2 protein-coding genes are annotated in these 1,355 nt (G+C 39.4%); both read left to right on the forward strand.

The genetic code is table 11. The features are described 5' to 3' along the window. The first annotated feature begins 417 nt into the window (after positions 1 to 417). Complete coding sequence (locus BP74_RS21630; protein WP_496377650.1) at positions 418 to 645, forward strand: tyrosine-type recombinase/integrase; 228 nt, start codon at positions 418 to 420, stop codon at positions 643 to 645. 186 nt (positions 646 to 831) lie between these two features. Then, a complete protein-coding gene (locus BP74_RS21635) occupies positions 832 to 1,197 on the forward strand; it encodes a hypothetical protein (protein ID WP_496377652.1) in 366 nt (121 codons plus the stop codon). Positions 1,198 to 1,355 lie beyond the last annotated feature (158 nt).

Consider the following 1,355-nt stretch of genomic DNA (forward strand, 5'->3'; position numbering starts at 1 on the left):
GAGATACCGATTGCCATGGCCCTGCGTGTAAAAGAACGTTTCAGGGGACTAAAAACAGTATTAGTAAAACCAAAGGAAAAGATTTTGGATGAATGGGTACAGATGGAATAGGGCTTATTGTCAATTGTCGATTGATAATTGTGGCCTTGGATTGAAGGGTTGTCTGAATGCAGGAGATGTTGGGTTGAGCGTTTATTATTTCCGTGCGTTCATATTGCAAGAAAAGTGGGCGAAGAAATAATACATTTTACAAAGTTCCTGTCGGCAATTTATTACATCAAGCTAATGACTTAAGTCCAGTGCTTTTGGGTGTTTTGAGAAGTTATATAAAAAGTTATAAGCCAAAATATTAGTTGTTTGAGTCTTAAGCCACAGGGTTTGCCTGGCCTGCAAGGACTATCCGGCAAATATTTTCTAATGCAAAGGAAGCACGGGATAAATAAGGATGTTGGAATTCATAGCCCGGAGCACTCCTTTGCTACGCACCTTTTAGAAAAGGGCACTGATATCAGGTATATTAAAGACTCGCCTGGGCATTTTGACATAAGGACAACAGAACGTTATTTACATGTGAGCAAAAAGCAGTTGGTGAATATTACAAGTCCCTTAGACGATTTATGGAATAAGGGTAAGATTGATTGCTAGGAAGCGACAATACAAAAAGTATAATGTGGTGGATTGTCCTAACGACAATACAAAAAGTATATTAAAAAAGTATTGGAAACCAATACCTGTTTTTCTTGATGAGCTAAATCTTACATCATATATTTACGTGTTGTGCGTCATGTTTGTGAGTAGAATATTAAAAAGGTAAAAAGAGACAACTACATCATGTCAAACGGAGAGGAAGTCAACGTTAATGGTGGGGACATTTGGGGAGCCATTGATCTTGCCTCATGGCGAGAAACGCCTCACAAGAAGGCGGATGTTGCTTCTGAACAAGATGTAAAAGATGGTACGGCCGTTTTTTATATTCGCCCTGATGGCAATGATCACAGGATTCTTGAAGTTAAAGTTCCTTCACTTGCTTTCTTTTTCGATCCAGAAACAAAAGAAAGAAATATCGTCGTTGTAATACAGGGTGAGCGAGTGGGTGACGAAGAACTAATTGGTTTTCGTTACTTAAATGGTGGCAATGGAATATGTACTGTGTCTGAGTTAGAATTTGTTGACGAGTCTGACTTGTTACCGAAATAAGACTGCTGGCAACACGACGCACAACATGGGCCTCCTATGTAAAGAGATAGCTGGTTGTTCTCCTAAAGTTACGTTGACTTTCAAGGGTTTTCCAAATATTCTGGTGTTGCTGGCTTTCGTTGCTGCACAGTAGTTTTCCTTGCAGCTGATAATACCTT

The organism is Flavisolibacter ginsengiterrae DSM 18136 (assembly GCF_059568575.1).

Coding starts and splice junctions, on each gene's coding strand:
- BP74_RS21630 (WP_496377650.1), top strand. CDS start 418: ATGCAAAGGAAGCACGGGATAAATAAGGATGTTGGAATTCATAGCCCG.
- BP74_RS21635 (WP_496377652.1), top strand. CDS start 832: ATGTCAAACGGAGAGGAAGTCAACGTTAATGGTGGGGACATTTGGGGA.